Source organism: Deferribacter thermophilus (genome assembly GCF_049472675.1).
GTDB classification, from domain to species: Bacteria; Chrysiogenota; Deferribacteres; order Deferribacterales; family Deferribacteraceae; genus Deferribacter; species Deferribacter thermophilus.
This window is the reverse complement of the sequence record NZ_JAPNXM010000003.1, coordinates 162,445-184,111: the sequence shown is the minus strand read 5'-3', so window position 1 is coordinate 184,111 and position 21,667 is coordinate 162,445. Positions and strand designations below refer to the sequence as shown.

Sequence of the window (21,667 nt, the reverse complement as noted above, 5' to 3'; positions counted from 1 at the left end):
GGGGTGTGTTAGCACCCCTTTTTTTTATAAATTGCTTTACTAAATATATCTAATTGAGTATTAAGGTTGATAGAATATAAATTCTTATAAATATATAAACGGTTGCTTAGCTTTTTAGTGATGAGTTTGGGCTGTTTTTTGTGAGTATTTGTTAGATATAAGCAATTTTTTTAAAACAGGAGGTTTGGGGTTGGCTAAAGATTATTATGAGTTGTTAGGTGTGCATAGAAATGCTACAGAGATAGAGATAAAAAAAGCTTACAGAAAACTTGCGCTAAAGTATCACCCTGATAGAAATCCTGGAGATAAAGAGGCTGAAGAAAAATTTAGAGAGATTACAGAAGCTTATCAGGTGCTTATTGACCCTCAAAAAAGAGCTCAATATGATCAATTCGGAAGAGTTTTTGATGATTCATCTGCAGGAGGGGATTTCTCTTCTACAATTTTTGATGATTTCTTTGATGATATTTTTGAAGGGTTTTTTGGTTTTAGTCGTAGTGGGAGAAGAAGAGAGAGACCTACAAGGGGGAGTGATTTAGAAATAGATATAGAGATAGAGTTTGAAGAAGCAGTATTTGGGGTAAGCAAAACAATTGAAATTAGCAAAGAAGATGTTTGTAGCCGATGTGATGGTTCAGGTGCTGAGCCAGGAGGTAAAGTAACCTGTCCTACTTGTCATGGCAGAGGTCAGTTTGTTCAGAGACAAGGGTTTTTTACTGTATCTACCACATGCCATCGGTGCAACGGTTTGGGAAAAATTATTAAAGAGGTTTGTAAAGAGTGTAATGGTAAAGGTGTGAAATATAACAAAAAGAGTATCAGTGTAAATATCCCTCCAGGGGTGGATAATGGGATGACTCTCAGGGTTTCTGGCGAGGGTAATTCTGGTAGATATGGTGGCCCAAGTGGCGATCTTTTTGTGAATATTCATGTAAAACCTCATAAATATTTTAAAAGAAAAGGGAACGATATTTATTTAGATGTGCCCATCCCATTTACTGATGCAATATTAGGTACAAAAATCACTATCCCGACTTTGAAAGGGGAAAAGGAGTTAGAAATAAAACCTGGTACACAGCCTAATGATACAATTGTTTTAAAAGGGTATGGTATCCCTGAAGTTAAAGGGTATGGTGTTGGTAATATGATTGTAAATTTAAAGGTAGTTTTGCCAAAGAAATTGACAAAAGAGGAGAAAAAGCTGATAACGGAGTTTAAAAGGGTATCAAAAAATAGTTATTTGAAAGATGATAAAAATTTATGGGAAAAGTTTAAAAACTTTTTTAAGATATGAATTATATTAAAAAATTTAGATTTTTAATTGCTGCTGGTATTTTTTTAAGTATATTGATTTTTAGTCTACATATTTATTCATCTTTAAACACTCTCAATTCTATAAAATCAAACATAATAGAGCTTGGTAAATTTATTGTTAGTTCTTTTGAAGTAAGTAATAGGTTTTTATTTTTTAATAATGAATTTGGTAGAAAAAGATATGAAGAGTTTATAAAAGAGTTTGCATCAAACAAATCCATCGATAACCTTGTGATCTATAATGAAAAAGGGGATATTTTGTTTAGTGGTAAAAATGGTGCAGTAGATTTTGAAAAATTATTCCCAAATTCTATTCAAATTTTAGAGAACGATAAAAATTTTATAATTTATTATCAAATGGAAAGAAGTTTTGGTATGGGGATGATGGGGATGATGCACATGATGAGAGGTTTTAGGCCTCCTCCTCGAGAGCATGTGTATTATTTGGCGCTTTTCTTAAATAAAAGTTCTTATAATGATTTCAAAAAGAAGATGTTTTCAGATTTGTTCCAAATGATTATTCTCTATATTTTTATGATTTTGATTTTGATGTATGCATATAGATATTTTAAATTATATGCTGAGTTGTTAGATAAAATGAGCAAAATTGAAAAAAATGCTGAAATGGGTAAATTTTCTAATTTGTTAGCCCATGAAATTAAAAACCCTTTAAGTTCTATTTCTGGATTAATGGAATATTTATTAGACAATGAGGATGTAGACTATAAAAAGGATATTTTGCAGCGGATTAAAAATGAGCTAAAAAGATTGAATGATATGGTAAATGATTTTTTAACTTATGGTAGAGAATTGCAGCTTAATTTAGAAGAAGTTGATTTATTGGAAGTAATCAAAAATGTAATAGCGATGTTGAAGTATGATATCGAAAATAATAAAGTAAGAGTAGATGTTGATGGAAAAAGCTTTATTGCAAAAGTTGATAAAGATAGAATGGTGCAGATTTTTATGAACCTTTTATTAAACGCAATTGATGCTTCAAAACCTAATGATGTTGTAAGAGTTATATTTGAAGGTAGGAAGATTAAAATAGTTAATAATACTTATGAAAAGGTTGATCCAAATAAAATCTTTGAGCCATTTTATACGACAAAATCAAAAGGGAGTGGGTTGGGACTTCCTATAGTAAAAAAAATTATGGAGTTTCATGGGTATAAAGTATATTTAGAAAAAACTGACCCTTTTACAATAGTGTTGGATTTTAGAGATGGAAGATAAAAAAAGAGTACTAATAGTTGATGATGAAGAAAATCACAGATTTATGATAAGGCTTCATCTTGAAAAGGATTATTATATATTTGAGGCTAAAAACGGCTTAGAGGCTTTGAATATATTAGATGAAGAAAATGTTGATCTGATTTTGTTAGATATAAAAATGGATGTTATGGATGGCCTGACATTTTTAGCTCATTTAAGAAAAAAAAGTGTGGATATACCAGTTATTGTTATTTCTGCATTTAATAATGTTAGGACTGCAGTAGAGTCAATGAAACTGGGCGCTTTGGATTATATTACAAAGCCAGTAGATATCGAGCAGTTGAAATCCCAAATTAAAAATTTATTGAATAAAAAAGTAGATAAAAATGAAAGTTATTTAGATGATTATATATACGATGGTGTTTATTCAAAAGATGGATTGGGAAAGATAATCGAGGTATTAAAGCTTGTTGCTCCTACGGATGCAACGGTATTAATTATGGGTGAGTCTGGTACAGGAAAAGAGCTTGTTGCAAGGTCAATACATCAAAATTCTCCAAGGAAAGATAAACCGTTTTTAGCAGTAAATTGTGCTGCCCTGAATGAAAATTTGATAGAGAGTGAGTTATTTGGTCATGAAAAGGGGGCTTTTACTGGTGCTGATAAAAGTAAGTTGGGCAAATTTGAGTTAGCAAATGGTGGTACACTATTCTTAGATGAAGTGGGTGAATTGCCATTGGTTACCCAAGCAAAACTTTTGAGAGTTCTTCAAGAGGGAACTTTTGAAAGGGTTGGTGGAACTAAGACAATTAAAACAGATGTAAGAATAATAGCTGCCACTAACAGAGATCTTGAAAAAATGGTATCTGATGGTGAATTTAGAGAAGATCTTTATTATAGATTAAATGTTTTCCCAATAAAACTACCACCTTTAAGGGAAAGGAAAGACGAAATCCCTTTGTTATTAGATTATTTTATTAAAAAATATAGTCAGAAGTTTCAAAAAATAGTTAAAAATTATGATAAAGGTTTTTTAGATAAATTAATGATGTATGATTTCCCTGGAAATATTAGGGAGCTTGAAAATATTGTGGAGAGAAGCATTATTTTAGCAAGAGGGGAAATATTGACTGCAGAGTTGCTACCCCCTTTAAAAAATTCTAGTGTTCAGGTTTCGGATACTGTAAAAAATATGAGAGAGCATGAAATAGAGGCTATTAAAAAGGCTTTAAAGGAGACTGGGGGTAATAAAACTAAAGCTGCAAAAATACTTGGTATATCGAGGAAAACACTGCATAATAAATTAAAAGAATACAATATAGAGGTGTAAAGTGAGTAAAAAACTTTGGGGTGGTAGGTTTGAGTTACCAACAGATAAATTTGTAGATGAATTTAATGCTTCGATCCATTTTGATAAGAGATTGTACAGATACGATATTAAGGGGAGTTTAGCTCATGTTGAGATGCTTGCAAAGCAGGGGATAATTCATCCTAATGAGGCAGAGATTATAAAAAGTGGCTTGTTACAGATACTTGATGAGATAGAGGAAGGTAAATTTGAATTTAAAACAGAGCAAGAAGATATTCATATGGCAATTGAAAGTAGGTTAAAAGAGATTGTAGGTGATGTTGGTGGTAAACTCCATACTGCAAGAAGTAGAAATGATCAGGTGGCTGTAGATTTTAGGATGTATATGAAAGATATGGTGGATGAAATAAGAAAGTATTTGAAAGAGCTAATGGAGACAATCTTAAAAAAGGCTGAAGAGAATATGGATGTTGTAATGCCAGGTTTTACACATTTGCAGACAGCCCAACCGATTTTGTTTGGACATTATATGATGGCATATTTTCAAATGTTTAAAAGGGATTATGAACGCTTTTCTGATGCATATAGAAGGCTTGATGAAAACCCCCTTGGCTCATGTGCTCTTGCAGGGACAACTTTTCCGATTGATAGATTTTTTACTACAGAGCTATTAGGCTTTAAAAAACCTACCGAAAATAGTCTTGACTCTGTTAGTGATAGGGATTTTGCTCTTGAGATTTTATCTGCAGCTTCAATATGTCAGATGCATTTAAGTAGAATTAGTGAGGAGTTGATTATTTATATGACTAGCGAATTCAATTTTATTGAATTGTCAGATGATTATTGTACTGGCAGTAGTATAATGCCACAGAAGAAAAACCCAGATGTGGCTGAGCTGATAAGAGGGAAAACGGGAAATATTTATGGTAGCATGATATCACTTTTTACTACTATGAAAGCATTACCCTTGGCTTACAATAAGGATATGCAAGAAGATAAACAACCTGTCTTTAGAGCAATTGATGATTTGATCGGAAGTTTAAAAATAATGTCACCTATGATTAATAAGATGAAATTAAATAAGGAAAATATGTTGAAAGCTGCTTCTAAAGGTTATTCCACTGCTACAGAGCTTGCAGATTACCTAGTTAGAAAAGGTATCCCCTTTAGAGATGCTCATTTTATTGTGGGGCAAACTGTGAAATATGCTATAGAAAAAAATAAGAAGCTTGATGAATTGACTATAGAAGAGTTGAAGGGATTTTGTGATAAGATAGAAAATGATGTGTATGATTTTATAAATGTGGAAAATGCTGCAAAAAATAAAAACAGTTATGGTGGTACAGGTATAGAATCGGTAAAGGTTCAGATTGAAAATGCTAAAAAATATCTCAACAATTTGTAATTTTTTTATAATTTTTATTTTTATCTTTGTGGCTTGTGGGAAGAAAACAGATCCAGTTCCTAAAAGTATGTTTTCTATACCAATACCTAAAGAAGATCAGATAGTTGTCCAAAAAAACGGTCTTTTAATCAATAATAATTCCAAAGATTATCTCTTATATGTTTATAAAAGCACTGATGAAAGGTGTGTTGAGTATAAGTTTTTAACTATTATTGCTCCTGGTAAAAGTTTTTTTGATAGCGATCTAAAGATTGGTGAGAAGGTTTCATATAAAATGATGTATAAGCATCCAGAGTATAAGATTTATTCTGATTCTTTGTATATTACGAAATATTTTGTGAGAAAGCCTGTTGTGAGAGTAAAAAATATAAAAAAAGTTAATAATGGTGTAACTATTTTTATTGAGAAAGATAAGGATACAAGATTTGTTGTTTATGGATTTGATAAAAACAGTCTGAATAATATCACAAAAAAGGATGAAATTATTATCAGAATAGAAAAACCTTTTACATTATATTTGCAGCCTATAAGTAAAGAAAATATTAGAGGCGATATTTTAAAGGTTGAAGTTGATAAAAGATATTTTGAAAGATTGGTTGATGTTTACAATGTTAAAGTTATTAAAAATGGGGTTAATTATATTATAACTTGGGAGTCTAAAGCAAATATTTTTAAAGTTTTAGATAAAAGCTCTAATAAAGTTAATATTACGCATGAAAAGTTTTTTATGTCTGAAGGCTGTGGTGATTATATAATATTTGCAACAAATGGGATTGTGGATTCCAATGGGGTGTATGTTTCTACTTGTAAGTAATTTCCATTGAAAAAAAATAATATGTGTATATAATTTCAGCGTTTTAAAATCAACTGTTGGAGAGGCGTTATATGTATACAATTTTAATATCGATATCTACATCACTTTTAGCTGCTTTATTAGTTTATTATACAACTTACAGTATTGTTGGGTCTGTGTTGGTAATGGGTGTAGTATTAATTTTGTTAAATTATTTAATAGGTAAGTCGATTTTGAAAAAACTTACAACAGTATTTAAAGATGTTGAAAGTGATTTGAAAAACAATAGATTTGAGAAAGCAATTAATAGACTAAAAGATGCTTACAAGTATTCTAAATGGCAGTTTTTTGTGAAAGAGCAAATAAACTCTCAAATAGGTATAATATTGTATATGCAGAGGAAATTTGATGAAGCAAAGGGATACTTAGACAAAGGCTTTTCTAAAAACTGGATGGGTATGGCAATGCAGGCTACTCTATATTTTAAAGAGAAAAATTACGATAAGGTGAAATCTATTCTTGAAAAAGCGATCAAAAATTCACCTAAGGAAGGTTTTTTATACAGTTTGTATGCTTATTTTTTAGTTGAGATGGGAGAGAAAGATAAAGCTTTAGAAGTATTAGTAAAAGGTAGCAAGAAAGCCCCTCTTGATGAAAAATTAGAGGCTAATCTCGAAGCATTAAAAAATGGTAAAAAGCTAAAAATGAAAAATTATGGTGCTCTTTGGATGCAGCTTAATATAGAAAAGATGCCTCAAGGTATCAAACCATATCACATGATGCTTGCAAGGCAGAAAATCAGAAGAAGATGAGTCTAAAAGATATCCAAAGTCTACAAGATGATAGAAATCTGACAATTGATAAGGTTGGCATTAAAGGGATTAAGTACCCTATTATTTTAAAGGATAAAAGAAAAGGTAATCAGCATACAGTTGCTACTATAAATATGTTTGTAAAACTGCCTCACAATTTCAAAGGGACTCACATGTCCAGATTCGTGGAGATATTAAATAAATATCGTGAAAATATAAGTATTTCCTCTTTTAAAGAGATTTTGGAAGAGATGAGAGTAAAACTTGATTCAGAAGAAGCTCATTTTGATATGCAATTTACATATTTTTTAGAAAAAGAGGCACCTGTTTCAAAGCTCCCATCTCTAATAGATTATGAATGCAAATTTAGTGGAACAGTTTCTGATAATAAAAAAGATTTTGTTTTAACAGTTACTGTCCCTGTGATTAGTGTTTGTCCTTGTTCAAAGGAGATTAGTGATTATGGTGCGCATAATCAGAGAAGTTATGTGACAATTTCTGTAAGATATAATAAAATGGTCTGGATTGAAGATTTGATTGAAATAGCAGAAAAATCAGGTAGTTCTCCAATTTATTCTCTCTTGAAAAGAGAAGATGAAAAATTTATTACGGAGAAATCCTACGAAAATCCTGTTTTTGTAGAAGATATTGTAAGAAATGCAGCAGAGTTACTATTAAAAGATGAAAGGATAACCTGGTTTGAAGTGTCCAGCGAAAACTACGAAAGTATTCATAACCATTCTGCTTTTGCATCAATTTGTATTGAGAAATAGAAGAAAGGGGTAACTTACCCCTTAGAAACCTTTTTGGGCTTCTTTTTTGTATCCATATTTAATGGATAATTTATAGGCTCCCTTTAAAACTGCAGGGATAATCTCTTTTTCAATACGCTCTTCACTCATCCTTTCAACTGGAGCAGAGATACTTAATCCAGCTATGACATTTCCCATAAAATTAAAAACAGGCGCTCCAACACATCTAACCCCTAATTCAAACTCTTCAAAATCTGTGGCATAACCTCTTTGTCTAACCAAATCTAACTCTTTTAGTAAATCTTCCATATTATCTATTGTATTGTCAGTCATTTTTACTAACTTTTCAGAATAATACTCTTTTATTTTATCCAATTTAATAAATGCTAATTGTGCTTTACCTGTAGCTGTTGCATAGGCTGGGCCAATATTGCCAATTCTTGGAACGACTCTTACTGAGTGGTCAGTTTCCACTGCATTGAGATAGACTATATTACCTTTTCTAAGAACGCTAATATGTACTGTCTCATTTACTTCTTTTTTAATCTCTGTAAGGATTTGTTTGGATGCTTCAATTAGGTTGAGTTTATTAAGATATGCTTGAGATATTTGGAAAGTTTTTACATCCATCCTGAAGTTACCGGTTCTCTTATTATATTCTACATAACCGAAACTTTCTAAGGTAGCCAACAATTTATTTACATTGCTACGGGTAAGGCCCAACTTGGCACCTATTTCACTAATACTAAGTTCTTGATCGCTTTTGCCAAGTAATTCTAAAATATCTAATGCGTTGTTAACTGCTTGGACAGCGTATTCTGACTTGTCTCTACGCACCATTCACCTCGCTAAAAAACTGTTTACTTTATAACTTACTATAAAACAATTATAACTCAGTTTTATTTTTTGTCAATAGCACAGGAATAAAACTTTGTTAATAAATATTGCAATTATTTGTTTTATTTTAAAACACAAAAATTTAGGCATGTCAATATATAAAGAAAGAAAAAGTTGACATTTAAACTAATATCTGATATATCAGATATCAGGAAGTGTGGGAGATGGATATGAGTTTGAATGTGTTGAATACTAAATCCTTGAGAGAGCAGGTTTATGATTATTTAAAAGAAGAAATTAATGCTGGCAGGTTAAAAAAAGGGGATTTTATAGATATAAACAAGCTATCGGCTCAGCTTGGTGTTAGTAAAACCCCTTTGCGTGATGCTTTGTTGCAATTAGAAATTGATGGGTTCGTAAAAATATTACCGAGAAGAGGGATCGTTGTTAATGAGCTTACTCTTGATGATATAAAAAATCTTTATGAAATGATTGGAGGGTTAGAAAGCTCAGCTTTGATATCTGTAGCTAATAAATTGAGTGATGATGATATAGCTGAGATGAAAGAACTTAATCTCGAGATGAGAAAAGCTTTAGATAATGACAACTTTGATCTTTATTATGAAAACAATGTAAAATTTCACAATGTATATCTTAGGCTAAGTAATAACAGCCAGCTCTTGAGAACATTGGATGTATGCAAGCAAAGATTATACGATTTTCCAAGGGAAAAGGGGTATGTGCCTGACTGGGAGTACAACTCATTGCTTGAGCATGACAGATTAATAGAACTGCTTAAAAAGAGGGAGTATCTTTTAGCGGCTGATTATATCAGAGATGTTCATTGGAGCTTTGAAGTTCAGAAAAATTATATCATTCAATACTATTTTAAAGGTAAGGTATGAAGGGTGTAGTTTTTGATATAAAAAGATACGCAGTAAATGATGGCGATGGTATAAGGGTTACAGTTTTCTTAAAAGGGTGCCCTTTGCGCTGTATGTGGTGTCATAATCCTGAGAGTCAAAAGATGACACCGCAGATGTCTTTTTTTCAGTCAAGATGTATTAGGTGTTTTACCTGTGAAACTGTTTGCCCTGAAAAAGCTATAAAAATAGCTGATACTTTAGAGCTTCATGATAATTGCACGCTTTGTGGAATTTGTGTAGATGAATGCCCTGCAGATGCCCTTGAAATTATTGGTTATTACATTGCTGCTGAGGAAGTTATAGAATCAGTCTGCAAAGATGAACTCTTTTTTGATAGCTCCAAAGGTGGTGTAACCTTTTCTGGTGGAGAGCCTTTTGCACAGCCAGAATTTTTGAGAGAACTATTGAAATTATCAAAAGAAAAAAGGTTGAATACATCTGTTGATACCAGTGGATATACCGATTTTGCAAATATTGAGGCATGCAATCAGTATATTGATACATATCTTTATGATATAAAAATGATGGATGATGATAAACATAAGAAATATACAGGGGTTTCAAATCGTTTGATTTTAGAAAATTTGAGAAAGCTTGATGAAATAGCTAATGATATAAGGGTTAGAATCCCTTTAATCCCTGGTGTAAATGATGATGTAGAGGAGATAGATAAGATCTATGATTTTATAAAAGATCTAAAATCAGTAAAGGGTGTGGATTTGCTACCTTATCACAATATTATGATTGATAAGTATTTAAGGTTAGGGATGGATGTTTTGGTGGGGGATATCCCAGAGATAGATAAAAATAAAGTAAATTATTTTAAAGAATTTTTTGAAAAAAAAGGGTTTTCCGTTTTGATAGGAGGATAATATGGCAACAAAAAGTTGTGTTTTAAATTTTCCAACAGGGAAAGAGTATCTTGAAAGAGGCTCAACAGAAAGGGTAAGGAGACTTAGGAGAAAGAGCCTTGAAACAGAAGAACGCATCAGTGGTGAAAGAGCAAAAATCATTACAGAATTTTATAAGAACAATAAAGAGATGTCTATACCGGTTGTTAGAGGGAAAGCTTTTAAGTATTTGATGGAGAAAAAATCTTTATATTTTGATAAAGATGAGCTGATTGTTGGAGAAAGGGGTGAAGCTCCAAAAGCTGTACCTACCTATCCAGAAGTTTGCTGCCATTCTTTAGAAGATTTGAAAATGCTAAATGATAGAGAAAAAGTGCCATACAAAGTAAGTGAAGAAGTATTTGAATTATACGAAAAAGAGATTATCCCTTTTTGGAAAGGTAAAACGATTAGGGATAAGATTTATGCTGAAATGGATGAAGAATGGCTAAAGGCATACAAAGCAGGGATTTTCACAGAGTTTATGGAGCAAAGAGCCCCTGGTCATACAGTTTTAGATGATAAAATTTATAAATACGGGATGAAAGACTTTATTAAAAAAATTGATGAATCAATTGCAAATCTTGATTTTGAAAATGATCCCTTTGCTTTTGATAAAAAAGAACAGCTAATTGGTATGAGGCATGCAGCAGAAGGGCTAATTATTTATGCTAAAAGATATTCCAAGTTACTAAGAAAAATGGCTGAGAAAGAAGAGGATGAAGAAAAAAGAGCAGAGCTATTAGAGCTTTCAAGAATTTGTGATAAAGTTCCTGAAAATAAGCCAGATACCTTTCATGAGGCTTTGCAATATTATTGGTTTGTTCATGTGGGGGTAATTAGTGAGTTAAATACTTGGGATGCATTTAACCCTGGTAAATTAGATAGAAATCTTTACCCATTTTATAAAAAAGATATTGAGGAAGGGCTCTTAACTAAAGAAAGAGCAAGGGAACTTTTAGAATGTTTCTGGATAAAGTTTAATAATCAGCCAGCACCTCCAAAAGTGGGGGTAACAGCAAAGGAGAGTGCCACTTATACAGATTTTGCTCAAATCAATCTTGGTGGAGTAAATGAGGATGGTAGTAGTGCTGTAAATGAGCTGACTTTTCTAATTCTTGATGTGATAGAAGAGATGAGATTATTGCAGCCAAGCACAAGTATTCAGGTAAGTAAAAAGAGCCCTGATAGATTTATCAAAAGAGCTTTGCAGATTATTAAAACAGGTTTTGGACAGCCTTCAATATTTAACACCGATGCAGTAATTCAAGAATTATTAAGGCAAGGGAAATCAATCATTGATGCAAGAAATGGTGGGACAAGTGGGTGCGTAGAAGCTGGAGCATTTGGAAAAGAGAATTACGCATTGACAGGTTATTTTAATCTGGTGAAAGTTCTTGAGGTTGCACTCAATAATGGGATTGACCCTTTGACTGGAGAAAAAATAGGGGTTGAAACAGGTGATCCAAGAGAGTTTAAAACCTTTGATGAGTTAATGAATGCTTTTAAAAAGCAACTTGAATATTTTGTAAATATAAAGCTTAAAGGGAACAGGATTATTGAGAGGATTTATGCAAAATATATGCCTTCTCCATTTTTATCAATTCTTATTGATGATTGTATCGAAAAAGGGGTGGATTACAACGCAGGTGGAGCAAGATACAACTCCCTTTATGTCCAAGGTGTAGGTATTGGGACAATTACTGATTCATTATCAGCTATAAAATACCATGTTTTTGATACAAAAAGGTTTACGATTGATGAGTTGTTGATGATGTTGAAAGCAAATTTTAAAGGGTATGAAAAGGAAAGGCTATTTTTATGGAACAAGACACCAAAATATGGCAATGATGATGATTATGCTGACAGTATAATGAGACAAATATTTGAAACATTTTTCTCCTTGATTGATGACAGACCTACGACAAAACCTGGAGGAAAGTTTAGGATTAATATGTTGCCTACTACCTGTCATGTATATTTTGGTGAAGTGTGTGGTGCAACCCCAGATGGTAGGTTTGCGCATGAGCCTCTTTCTGAGGGGATATCACCTGTGCAGGGGTGTGATAGAAATGGGCCAACAGCTGTTATAAAATCAGCTGCAAAAATGGATCATATTAAAACAGGTGGAACTTTGCTTAATATGAAGTTTTCTCCATCATTTTTGGAAACAGAAAAGGGGATTGATGCTGTTTGTTCACTAATTAGGTCTTACTTTGCTATGGATGGACATCATATTCAGTTTAATGTAATTAGTGCAGATGTATTAAAAGAGGCTAAAAAACATCCTGAGCAGTATAGGGACTTAATCGTAAGGGTTGCAGGTTATAGCGACTATTTTTGTGATTTAAATGATAAGTTGCAGGATGAAATAATCAGAAGAACAGAGCACGAATCTATGTAAAATCAAAAAAACAGTAAGACTTTAAAGCCCATAATGGGGCTTTTTTTATGTTATGCTATAGATTGACATGTTGATAATAAATATAAACATGAGATTGCTTCAGCAATTTTTGTAGCTTTGCAATGACCCGAAAATGCTGTCATTGCGGGCATTAGCGAAGCAATCTCCAATTTTTGTCACTGCGAGGAACGTTAGTGACGAAGCAGTCTATATTTCGTAAGTAGTGAATGGTGAATAGTGAAAAGTGAAATGTGAAAAGGGAATAAAAGAAGAGATTGCTTCGGCAACTTATGTTGCCTCGCAATGACAGGGGAATCTGTCATTGCAAGCATTAGCGAAACAATCTAAGATATTTGAGTAATTATTATTGTGCAATACCCTCAATTATTGTTGAGCAACACCCGCATTTCAAACAATTTATAGTGGTTAGTTTAGAAATATGGTATTATAAAACTTAAAAAGGTTGAATATTTTTTAACTCTGAATTATATAACACACCTATGGATAGATTAAACGATTTAAGAAAAGAGATAGATAAAATTGATGAGCAAATTTTAAAGCTTCTCAATGAGCGTGCTAAGCTTGTAATTGAAATTGGTAAGATAAAAAAGGAGCAGAATAAGCCATTGTATGTTCCTTCAAGAGAAAAGGCTATATATGAGCGTTTGAAAAATATAAATACAGGCCCTTTTCCTGATGAATATATAAAAAATGTTTTTAGAGAGATAATTTCTGCTTCTTTATCACTTGAAGAGGTTCAAAAGATTGCTTATCTTGGTCCTGAGGGCACCTTTACACATCTTGCAGGGATAAAACATTTTGGGCTTGCAGCAAAGCTTATTCCGCTTTCTAATATCTCAGATGTGTTTGAATATGTGGAAAAAAAGAGATGTGCTTATGGTGTAATCCCTATTGAAAACTCATTGGAAGGTGTGGTCAATCATACCCTTGATATGTTTATGGATTCCACTTTAAAGATATGTGGGGAAATATTTTTAGAAGTTTCTCATCATTTGATGAATTTGAGCGGAAAATTTGAGGATATCAGAAAGATATATTCTCACCCTCATGCCATTGCGCAATGTAGAAAATGGCTTAGCAAGAATGCTAGAAATATTACTATTGTAGAAGTTGAGTCCACTGCAAAAGCGGCCGAAATTGCAAAGGGGGATGCTTCTGTCGCTGCTATAGCCAGTGAAATGGCTGAAATTCAATACGGACTAAAGATAGTGGAAAAGAGTATCGAAGATTATACAAACAATTACACAAGATTTCTTGTTATAGGTTTTAATGAGCCTGCAAAAACAGGTAATGATAAAACATCTATTATGTTTTCCTTAGCTCACAAAGCTGGTTCATTATACAACGCTTTGAAAGCATTTGCCGAAGAAAATATCAATATGACTAAGATTGAATCGAGGCCTTCAAAAAGGAAGGCTTGGGAGTATATCTTTTATGTGGATATCGATGGACATATAGATGATGAGCCTGTTAAGAAGGCTCTTGAAAATTTTTCTAAAAATGTAAATATGTTAAAAATATTAGGTTCATATCCAAAGGGGGAAAAATGATAGATTTTGAAAAATTAGCTGGAGAAAATATTGCAAGCTTAATCCCTTATCAGCCAGGAAAACCTGTAAAAGAGCTTGAAAGGGAGCTTGGTATTAAAAAGGCAATTAAACTTGCCTCTAATGAGAATCCTTTGGGGATTCCACCAAAAAGTAAAGAAGCATTAATGAATTTTTTAGATGAATTAAATAGATATCCGCTTGGAGATTGCTATTATTTAAGAGAAAAATTGAGCAAAAAATTAAATGTGGCACAAAATGAGTTGCTATTTGGTACTGGTTCAAATGAGATAATTGAGCTTCTTATCAGGACTTTTGTGAAGCCTGGAGAAAATGTGGTATCTTTTGCCCCAAGTTTTTCTGTATATGGTATAATTGCACAGGCAAATAACTCCTTTTGCAAATGGGTTGAAACTGATAAGGATTTTATTGTCAATTTTGATAGAATACTTGAAAATATCGATGATAAAACAAAGATTGTATTTTTGGCCAATCCAAATAACCCCACAGGGACTTATTTTAGTGAAGAACAGCTTGTATCTTTTCTTGATAATGTGAGAGAAGATATCCTTGTGATACTTGATGAAGCTTATTATGAATTTGTCGATGCGGCAGATTATCCTAATAGTTTGAAATTGATGAAAAAATATCCAAACCTTTTTTCCATAAGAACCTTTTCTAAAGCATACGGATTGGCTGGACTTAGGATAGGATATATTATTGGTAATAGTAAGGCTCTTGATATGTTAAATAGGGTGAGGCAACCTTTTAATGTAAATATGGCTGCTCAAGTGGCGGCTATTGCTGCTCTTGATGATCATGACTTTTTAAGAAAAGTTATAAAAAACAATAGGGATGGAAAACTGTATCTGTATAAAGAGTTTCAGAAGCTTGGTTTAAAATATTATGAAACGCAGGCAAATTTTATACTTGTTGATGTTGGTGATGGGAATAGAGTTTTTAACGAGTTATTACACAAAGGTGTGATTGTTAGATTTCTTGGGCCAAAACTGGCACCATTTATCAGGGTTTCAATCGGATTGCCTGATGAGAACCAAATTTTTATAGAAAAATTAGAAGAGGTTATTGGAGGCTAAAAATGATTATAGTAATGAGGCCAGAGGCCACAGAGAAAGAGATAGAATTTGTTGAGAAGAAATTAATAGAATATGGGTTTAAAACTCACCTTTCAAAAGGTGTAGAAAGAACAATTATTGGTGCAATAGGTGATGAAAGGGCACTTAGAGATAAACCGTTGAGCTCTTTGCCAGGTGTTGAGAAGGTCGTCCCCATTTTAAAACCTTACAAACTTGTGAGCAAAGATTTTAAAAAAGAGCCGACTGTTTTAAATATTAAGGGTGTAAAAATAGGTGGCAAACATATTGCAGTAATGGCTGGCCCCTGTTCGGTAGAAAGTAGAGAGTTATTATTTGAAGTTGCAGAATCTGTTTATAAAGCAGGTGCAAGAATTTTAAGAGGGGGAGCATTTAAACCAAGAACTAGCCCTTATTCTTTCCAGGGGCTTGGCGAAGAGGGGTTGAAATATCTTCGTGAAGTTGCAGATCACTTTGGAATGCTTGTAATAACTGAGCTCATGGATCCAAGAGATCTGGATCTGGTGGCAAAATATGCTGATATTTTGCAAATTGGCGCAAGGAATATGTCAAACTTCAGATTGTTGAAAGAGGTTGGTAAGGCGAAAATGCCAGTAATGCTGAAAAGAGGGATGTGTGCCACTATCAAAGAGTTTCTTATGGCAGCAGAATATATAGCAAGTGAAGGGAACTATGACATCATCCTTTGCGAAAGGGGGATAAGGTCTTTTGATACTGAGACAAGAAATACATTGGATCTTGCTGCAGTCCCTGTTATTAAAAATTCAAGCCATTTACCTATCATAGTGGATCCAAGTCATGGTACAGGTAGAAGAGATTGTATTCTACCTATGGCTCAGGCTGCAATAGCTGCAGGAGCTGATGGTCTTATGGTAGAGGTTCATCCCCGTCCATCTGAAGCTTTGAGTGATGGTGATCAATCAATTTTGCCTTCAGATTTTGAAGTGTTGATGAAAAGGGTTAGAGTTATTGCTGCAACTTTAGAGAAACATTTAGAAGAATAAAAAGGTATCTGTTTTGATAAAAAAAATAGGGATTGTCGGTTTAGGATTAATCGGTGGTTCTTTAGCTAAAGCATTTAATAATGTTGGTTTTAAAATATATGGGTTTGATTTAAATCCAGAAGTAGTTGTTTCTGCAGCAGAATCAGGTGTTTTTGACGCAGTTACTGATAATTTAGAAGATTTTTTATCACTTGATATGGATTTGGTATATCTTGCTACCCCAGTATTGACCACATTAGAGTTGTTGGGTGAATTAAAACATTACAATGTTGATGTATTGATAACGGATGCTTGTAGTACTAAAAAAAGCATTGTGGAAAAAGCAAAATCTCTTGGTTTGAGATTTGTTGGTGGACACCCTATCGCAGGTAAAGAAACTTCAGGATTTAAAAACAGTGATGAAAAATTATTTGAAAATGCGTATCATTTTTTAACAACTGATTTTGCTGATAAATCCGATGTAGATAAGCTAAAAGAGATTCATGAAAAGATTGGGATGCGTGTAGAGCTTATTAGTAGCAATGAGCATGATAAGCTTTTTGGTTTGATTAGTCATTTTCCCCATTTGATAGCTTTTTCATTGATAGATCTCGTTTTTAATGTTGATAAAAGTTCATTGAAATTTACAGGTGGTGGATTTAGAGATTTTACCAGAATAGCTGGTAGCGACCCTAAGATGTGGAGTGATATTTTTGTGGATAATAACTCAAATTTGGTAGAGCTAATTGATAAGTTTATTGATATTTTAAAGGCATGGCAAGAAATGATTATAAATAAGGATGAAAAAGAGTTATTTAACTCCATTGAAAAAGTTAGTAATTTAAGGCGGAGTTTGTAGTTATGATAAGTTTTGAAAAAATAAGAAGTCTAAAAGGTGAGATTACTGTTCCTTCTGATAAATCGATGACTCACAGAGCATTTATTTTTGGCGCTATGGCAAAAGGGAAAACTATAGTAAAATCACCACTTTTATCAAGGGATACGATAGCCACAAAGGATGCACTTGTAGCTTGTGGGGTGGATTTTGAACTAAAAGATGGGGATATGATAATAAATTCTAAAGGGTATGATAGCTTTTTAGAACCAGACAATGTTATCAATTGTGACAATTCTGGTACTACAGCAAGATTATTGACAGGGTTATTTGCTCCGCAAAGAAAATACTTTTTTATGACTGGTGATAACTCGCTTCGTAGAAGGCCTATGAAAAGGGTTATAGATCCCCTTTCTAATTTGGGAGCTGTTATTCATTCAAGAAGAGGTTTTCTACCTTTAATGATACAGCCATCAAGTATGAAGGGTGGTATAATTGAAGCAAAGGTAAAGAGTGCTCAGGTTAAAAGTGCTGTGATACTTGCAGGTTTACAGCTTGATGAGCCTGTAACATATATTGAAAAGGATCAAACAAGGGATCATACAGAACAGATGTTAAAATATTTTGGTGTCAATTTAGATGTAAATAATGGTGTAATTAAAGTTAAAGAAAAGTATCATCTAATACCTACAGAATTTACAGTGCCTGGTGATTTTTCATCTGCAGCTTTTTTTATTGGTGCGGCATTAATGTTTGAAAATAGTGAAGTGGTAGTAAAAGATGTGGGTTTAAATAAAACAAGGACTGGATTACTTAAAATTTTAAATGAAATGGGAGCAAAAATAGATGTTTTAGTAACAAAAGAAGGGGGGGAACCTATTGGGGATATTGCAATTAAATTTTCATTCTTAGATGGTGGTGTAATTAGAGGTGAGATAATTCCAAATATTATAGATGAAATTCCAATGCTTGGAGCACTTGGACTTTTTGCAAAATCACCTATTGAAATAAGGGATGCTGAGGAGTTGCGTGTAAAAGAATCAGATAGGATTAAATCGATTGTGTATAATCTAAGGGTAGTGGGTGCAGAGGTTGAAGAGTATGAAGATGGTTTTAAAGTTTACCCTTTAAAAAAGGTTAATGATAAAGGGGTGCTAAAGTCTTTTGATGATCATAGGATAGCTATGATTAATATATTGCTCTCTAAAAGGTTTGGAAATTTTGATATTGACAGTATAGAAAGTATTGATGTATCTTTTCCAGACTTTTTGGAGAGGTTGAAACAGATTGAAATCAGTTAAAAAACTTCGTATTGCAATAGATGGCCCAGCAGGAAGTGGAAAAAGCACAATAGCCAAAATTTTAGCAAAGCTTTATAATTTGATATATATCGATACTGGTGCAATGTATCGTTATGCTGCATATCTCTATCTAAAAAATAATCAAGATCTTGATATAGTTATTAATATGCTGAAAGAATCTGAGTTTAATTTTGTTAGAGATGGTGAAACTCAGAAGTTAAGGGTGGATTTTCATGGTGATAGTAAATTTTATGATGATGAGTTAAGAACGGTTGATGTAAATAAAATAGTTAGTAAAGTTGCTAAAAATAAGGATATCAGAATAATTTTGACAGAAAAACAGAAGGAAATTGCAAAAAATAACAATGTAATAATGGATGGAAGAGATATAGGGACAGTGGTGATACCAGAGGCCGAAGTAAAAGTGTTTTTATCTGCTACACCTGAAGAGAGAGCAAAGAGAAGATTAAAAGATTTTGAATCTAAAGGGATAAAAATTACATTTGATGAAGTATTAGAGGATATAAAAAAAAGGGATGAAGAGGATGTAAACAGAGAGATTGCTCCTTTAAAAAAGGCAGATGATGCCTATGAGCTTGATACAACTGGGTTGTCAATTGATGATGTAGTAAACAGAATAAAAGAGCTAATTGAGAAGGTGTATTAATATGAAAATTATAGTTGCAGAGCATGCTGGGTTTTGCTTTGGTGTTGAAAGGGCTGTGGGGATAGTGGAGAATGCAGCAAATAAAAAGAGTAATGTTATCACACTTGGCCCAATCATTCATAATCCTCAGCTTGTTAATAAATTGAAAGAGAAAGGGGTGCTCCCTTTAGAAAATATAGATGAAGTAAAAGATGTTCATACTGTGATTATTCGTTCTCATGGTATTACAAAAGATAACTATGAGTTGCTGAAAAATCAAGGGGTTGAAATAATCGATGCCACCTGCCCTTTTGTAATCAAAGCTCACAACTCAGCCATGAAGTTATCTAAAGAAGGTTACAGTGTAATAGTTTTTGGCGATAAGAATCACCCTGAGGTAAAAGGGATTGTTAGTTATGTGGAAGGGGAATATTTCCTTGTTTCCAATAGTGAAGAAGCTAAAAATTTGCCATTTAGAAAAAGGTATGGCTTAGTGGCTCAAACCACGCAGAATAGTCAAAGTTTTGAAGAAGTGATTAGAATTGTTCAAGAAAAATGTGATGAATTGAAAGTGATAAACACTATTTGTAATGCCACAACTCATAGGCAGGAAGCTGCCAAAGAGGTTGCAAAACAGGTTGATATGATGATTGTCATAGGTGGCAAAAATAGCGGAAATACGAGAAGATTGTTTGAAATCTGTTCAGAACTTTGTAAAAATACAGTTCATATTGAAACAAAAGATGAATTATCGGAAAAAATGTTTGAAAATATTGAAAAAGTTGGTATAACAGCAGGAGCAAGCACTCCTGACTATCTTATAAAAGATGTTATAAACTATTTAGAAGAGGTTAAAAATGAACGAGAACGAAAAGAAAATAGGTGAGACTGAGATTGAAGATTTTGAAACTTTATTAGAGCAATCGTTGGCTACTCCGAAAAAAGGGGCTATTGTAAAGGGGCAGGTTGTCCAGATTACAGATAGCCATGTATTAATAAATTTTGGTTATAAATCTGAAGGTTTTGCAAATAGAGAAGATTTTTTAGAAGATGGGGAGCTGACTGTTAAGGTTGGCGATGAAGTAGAGGTGATGGTTGTTGGTATCACTGGAGGTGGTGCCAGGATCTGGCTTTCGAAAAGAGTTCTTGATCAGAAGAAAGACTGGAGCGATATTTTAGAAGCTCATGAAAAAGGTAAATACATCCCTGTAAAGGTTTTAGAGAAGGTAGAAAAAGGGTTTAAAGTTATTTATAAAACGGTAGAAGGGTTTATCCCTGATGGGCACATGGAATATATGCACAAACAAAGGGATGACGAATACTACATCGGCAAGGTATTCAATGTAAAAATTTTAAGAATTAGCAAAAGAGATAAATCCTTTTTAGCTTCAAGGAAGATTTATTTGCAAGAGGTAGCTGAGGAGGAGAAAAAACATTTCTTTGAAACTGCAAAAGTAGGTGACCTTGTAAAAGGTAGAGTGAAAAGTATTAAAAATTACGGCGTGTTTGTGGATCTTGGCCCGGTTGATGCATTCTTAAAGAGAGAAAATATAAGCTGGGGTAGAGTAAGGCATCCAAATCAGTTTTTAGAAATTGATGATAAAGTAGAAGGGGTTATTATCAACCTTGATCCAGAGAATCAAAAGGTTGAAATAAGTATTAAGGATAAAACAGAAGATCCTTGGCTTAGTGTAGATAAGAAGTATAAAAAAGGTGAAAAAGCATCTGGTCAGATTGTAGCTAGAGTTAGAAGAGGTTATATTTTGGAAATGGAGCCAGGTATAGATGGATTTCTACCTGATGAAGAGCTATCTTGGCTTAAAAAATCTAATGTTAAACTCAATGTAAAAGATGTTGTAGAAGGGCAAGTGCTTGATATAGATCAGAAAAATAAAAAAGTTGTTCTTTCTTTAAAATTGCTTACCGATAATCCTTGGAATACTCTAAAGGAGAAACATCCAGAAGGCTCTGTTGTTAAAGGGAAAATAAAAAATATCACAGATTTTGGGCTTTTTGTAGATTTTGGATCTTTTATAGATGGGTTAATTAGAAAAGAGGATATTTCTTGGACTGAGGAGATTGAAGATTTAAATGAAAGGTTTAAAGTAGGGGATGAGGTTGAAGCGAAGATATTAAAAATAGATGAGAGAAGGGAAAGAGTATCTCTTGGGATAAAACAGTTGGAGAAAAACCCTTGGAAAGAGATAGATAAGATTTTACCAAAAGGTAAGGTTGTTGAAGCGCCTGTAACATTTGTGGGTAAAGATTATGTAGAAGTTGAGTTGCCTAGAGGGATAAAAGGGGTTATTGAGGCAAGAGAGCTTGATGAAAATAAAGTATTGCCTGAAGATGTGGCAAAAGTTGGTGATACTTTAAAAGCAGTTGTTATTGGGCATAATGCAAAAGAGAAAAAGGTTTATTTATCAAGAAAGAAATATTTATTGGACTCTGAAAAGAGGGAAGTAAAAGAGTTTTTAAAACAGCTAGAAACTAAAGAAACTTCAGGCTTTAGCTTAGGGAATGTTTTAAAAGATAAGCTTAAAGATATTAAAGAATAAAAAG

At 33.0% G+C, this 21,667-nt stretch carries 19 protein-coding genes; 18 read left to right on the top strand and 1 reads right to left on the bottom strand.

What is annotated here, in order from left to right; genetic code table 11:
• Positions 1 to 190 precede the first annotated feature (190 nt).
• The 7 genes from dnaJ (at position 191) to folE2 (ending at position 7,621) form a co-directional block, all read left to right on the top strand.
• Complete coding sequence (dnaJ, locus tag OWM07_RS04405; protein WP_423302457.1) at positions 191 to 1,294, top strand: molecular chaperone DnaJ; 1,104 nt, start codon at positions 191 to 193, stop codon at positions 1,292 to 1,294.
• On the top strand, positions 1,291 to 2,550 hold the full coding sequence (locus tag OWM07_RS04400) for a sensor histidine kinase (RefSeq protein WP_423302456.1): 1,260 nt from the start codon (positions 1,291 to 1,293) through the stop codon (positions 2,548 to 2,550). The genes dnaJ and OWM07_RS04400 overlap by 4 nt, the downstream gene beginning before the upstream one ends.
• On the top strand, positions 2,540 to 3,859 hold the full coding sequence (locus tag OWM07_RS04395; protein WP_423302455.1) for a sigma-54-dependent transcriptional regulator: 1,320 nt from the start codon (positions 2,540 to 2,542) through the stop codon (positions 3,857 to 3,859). Before OWM07_RS04400 ends, OWM07_RS04395 begins: the two co-directional genes overlap by 11 nt.
• Before the next feature lies 1 nt (position 3,860).
• A complete protein-coding gene (gene argH, locus OWM07_RS04390) occupies positions 3,861 to 5,243 on the top strand; it encodes an argininosuccinate lyase (protein WP_423302454.1) in 1,383 nt (460 codons plus the stop codon).
• A 28-nt stretch (positions 5,244 to 5,271) separates the two neighbouring features.
• Positions 5,272 to 6,057, top strand: coding sequence for a hypothetical protein (locus OWM07_RS04385; protein WP_423302453.1), 786 nt, complete (start codon positions 5,272 to 5,274; stop codon positions 6,055 to 6,057).
• Positions 6,058 to 6,128: 71 nt separating this feature from the next.
• Positions 6,129 to 6,848, top strand: a complete 720-nt coding sequence (locus OWM07_RS04380) for a tetratricopeptide repeat protein (RefSeq protein ID WP_423302452.1) — start codon at positions 6,129 to 6,131, stop codon at positions 6,846 to 6,848.
• A complete protein-coding gene (gene folE2 / locus OWM07_RS04375) occupies positions 6,845 to 7,621 on the top strand; it encodes a GTP cyclohydrolase FolE2 (protein ID WP_423302451.1) in 777 nt (258 codons plus the stop codon). The genes OWM07_RS04380 and folE2 overlap by 4 nt, the downstream gene beginning before the upstream one ends.
• Positions 7,622 to 7,642: 21 nt before the next feature.
• Here folE2 and OWM07_RS04370 read toward each other — a convergent pair whose 3' ends face one another.
• A complete protein-coding gene (locus tag OWM07_RS04370; protein WP_423302450.1) occupies positions 7,643 to 8,440 on the bottom strand; it encodes an IclR family transcriptional regulator in 798 nt (265 codons plus the stop codon).
• Between the two features lie 227 nt (positions 8,441 to 8,667).
• Between OWM07_RS04370 and OWM07_RS04365 the strand changes: the two genes are divergently transcribed.
• The 11 genes from OWM07_RS04365 (at position 8,668) to OWM07_RS04315 (ending at position 21,663) form a co-directional block, all read left to right on the top strand.
• A complete protein-coding gene (locus OWM07_RS04365) occupies positions 8,668 to 9,342 on the top strand; it encodes a GntR family transcriptional regulator (protein WP_423302449.1) in 675 nt (224 codons plus the stop codon).
• Positions 9,339 to 10,235 (top strand): glycyl-radical enzyme activating protein, encoded by an 897-nt coding sequence (locus OWM07_RS04360; RefSeq protein WP_423302448.1) that lies wholly within the window; start codon positions 9,339 to 9,341, stop codon positions 10,233 to 10,235. The genes OWM07_RS04365 and OWM07_RS04360 overlap by 4 nt, the downstream gene beginning before the upstream one ends.
• A 1-nt stretch (position 10,236) precedes the next feature.
• The gene (gene hypD / locus OWM07_RS04355; RefSeq protein WP_423302447.1) at positions 10,237 to 12,657 is read left to right on the top strand and encodes a trans-4-hydroxy-L-proline dehydratase; all 2,421 of its coding nucleotides are present in this window, start codon (positions 10,237 to 10,239) and stop codon (positions 12,655 to 12,657) included.
• 500 nt (positions 12,658 to 13,157) lie between these two features.
• Entirely contained in the window at positions 13,158 to 14,228 is a 1,071-nt protein-coding gene (gene pheA, locus OWM07_RS04350) for a prephenate dehydratase (RefSeq protein WP_423302446.1), read from the top strand.
• The gene (hisC, locus tag OWM07_RS04345; protein WP_423302445.1) at positions 14,225 to 15,322 is read left to right on the top strand and encodes a histidinol-phosphate transaminase; all 1,098 of its coding nucleotides are present in this window, start codon (positions 14,225 to 14,227) and stop codon (positions 15,320 to 15,322) included. The genes pheA and hisC overlap by 4 nt, the downstream gene beginning before the upstream one ends.
• Positions 15,323 to 15,324: 2 nt before the next feature.
• Entirely contained in the window at positions 15,325 to 16,344 is a 1,020-nt protein-coding gene (gene aroF, locus OWM07_RS04340; RefSeq protein WP_013008793.1) for a 3-deoxy-7-phosphoheptulonate synthase, read from the top strand.
• Positions 16,345 to 16,357: 13 nt separating this feature from the next.
• Positions 16,358 to 17,182 (top strand): prephenate dehydrogenase, encoded by an 825-nt coding sequence (locus tag OWM07_RS04335; RefSeq protein WP_423302444.1) that lies wholly within the window; start codon positions 16,358 to 16,360, stop codon positions 17,180 to 17,182.
• Between the two features lie 2 nt (positions 17,183 to 17,184).
• Positions 17,185 to 18,459, top strand: a complete 1,275-nt coding sequence (aroA, locus tag OWM07_RS04330) for a 3-phosphoshikimate 1-carboxyvinyltransferase (protein ID WP_423302443.1) — start codon at positions 17,185 to 17,187, stop codon at positions 18,457 to 18,459.
• Positions 18,446 to 19,126, top strand: coding sequence for a (d)CMP kinase (cmk, locus tag OWM07_RS04325; protein WP_423302442.1), 681 nt, complete (start codon positions 18,446 to 18,448; stop codon positions 19,124 to 19,126). Before aroA ends, cmk begins: the two co-directional genes overlap by 14 nt.
• Position 19,127: 1 nt before the next feature.
• The gene (gene ispH, locus OWM07_RS04320; RefSeq protein ID WP_423302441.1) at positions 19,128 to 19,991 is read left to right on the top strand and encodes a 4-hydroxy-3-methylbut-2-enyl diphosphate reductase; all 864 of its coding nucleotides are present in this window, start codon (positions 19,128 to 19,130) and stop codon (positions 19,989 to 19,991) included.
• On the top strand, positions 19,963 to 21,663 hold the full coding sequence (locus tag OWM07_RS04315) for a S1 RNA-binding domain-containing protein (RefSeq protein ID WP_423302440.1): 1,701 nt from the start codon (positions 19,963 to 19,965) through the stop codon (positions 21,661 to 21,663). The genes ispH and OWM07_RS04315 overlap by 29 nt, the downstream gene beginning before the upstream one ends.
• The last annotated feature ends 4 nt before the right edge of the window (positions 21,664 to 21,667 follow it).